This is a genomic window from Cronbergia sp. UHCC 0137 (genome assembly GCF_034932285.1).
GTDB lineage: Bacteria > Cyanobacteriota > Cyanobacteriia > Cyanobacteriales > Nostocaceae > Cronbergia.
On the sequence record NZ_JAYGHC010000110.1, the window covers coordinates 1 to 1,364 of the forward strand.

Here is a 1,364-nt window from a genome sequence, read left to right on the forward strand (position 1 = left end):
GAGTATAACGTTTATGGTTAAGGTGGTTGTGGCTACGGTGTTGGTATTGAAATATGTCTCTCCATCATCCACTACGAACTCAATGGTACGAGCAACGTTATGAGGTACAACTGCCGTATTATGGTAAGTTACGGTGCGGAGGACTTCTTGATATTCGCCAACTGTACCTGTACCACTCAGTGTTAGAACGCCATTGCTGTAATTGGCAGTGATGTTGCCTGTGACTGTGGCAGAAAGGACTTCATCAGCTTCATCCTGGAGGTTGGTAATGGTGATAGTTGCCCCCACTAAATTGGCTGAATTAGCATCAGTTAAACTTAGGTCGGTATCGACAATTAAAAGGGGAGTGCCAGTAAAGGTGGTACTCAAGTCAATGCCGTCTTGGTTGTTGCTACCGTTGAGGTCGAGTTGGGGTGCGGCGTTGCCAAATATCACGTAGCTCTGCCCTGAAGCACCGCCGTTGGGGTCGGCACCAAAAGCCCCGATAATCAGGTCATCAATACCATCGCCGTTGATGTCCCCCGCACTACTTACTGATACGCCTGAGTAGTCACTACCATTGATACCATTGATCCTCAAACCATTAACACCATCGAGGCTTGATAATTCTATGTTAGAATTAAATGTGCTACGACTGCCAAACACCACATAACTCTGTCCTGAACTAATACCGTTGGGGCTGGCATCTAGCGCACCAATAATCAAGTCATCAATACCATCACCGTTGATATCACCAGCACTACTTACTGATCTACCTGAGTGGTTATTTTGAGCAACACCATTAAGAGTAAAGCCGTTGCTGCCGTCCAGAGTAGACAGGTTGAGGCTAGAACTAAATCCAGTGTTCTTACCAAATACCACATAGCTTTGCCCTGAAGATGTGCTATTGGGATCTGCAAAATGAGCGCCGATGATCACATCGTCAATGCCATCACCGTTGATATCTCCGGCACTACTTACTGATCTACCAGATTCGTCTCCTGCTGCAATGCCGTTGATTATAAAACCGTTGCTGCCGTTGAGGGTAGAAAGGTTGAAGCTAGAAGTAAATCCACTACTCTTACCAAATACCACATAGCTTTGCCCTGAATCTGTGCCATTGGGGTCGGCTTTGTAAGCTCCAATAATCACATCGTCAATGCCGTCGCCGTTGATGTCCCCGGCGTTACTTACTGATCTACCTGATCGGCCTCCAGATACAAAACCGTTAATTGTAAAACCATTAGTACCGTTGAGGGTAGAGAGGTTAAAGCTAGAATTGAAAGCAGTTTGGCTACCAAATACCACATAGCTCCGTCCTGAATAACCGCCATATCTCGCGCCGATAATTAAGTCATCAATACCGTCGCCGTTGATGTCCCCGG

The 1,364-nt window shown here is 46.4% G+C and carries 1 pseudogene; it reads right to left on the reverse strand.

Annotation, left to right across the window (positions count from 1 at the left end):
* Positions 1–1,364, reverse strand: a pseudogene (locus VB711_RS26330) (integrin alpha); the annotation flags it as partial.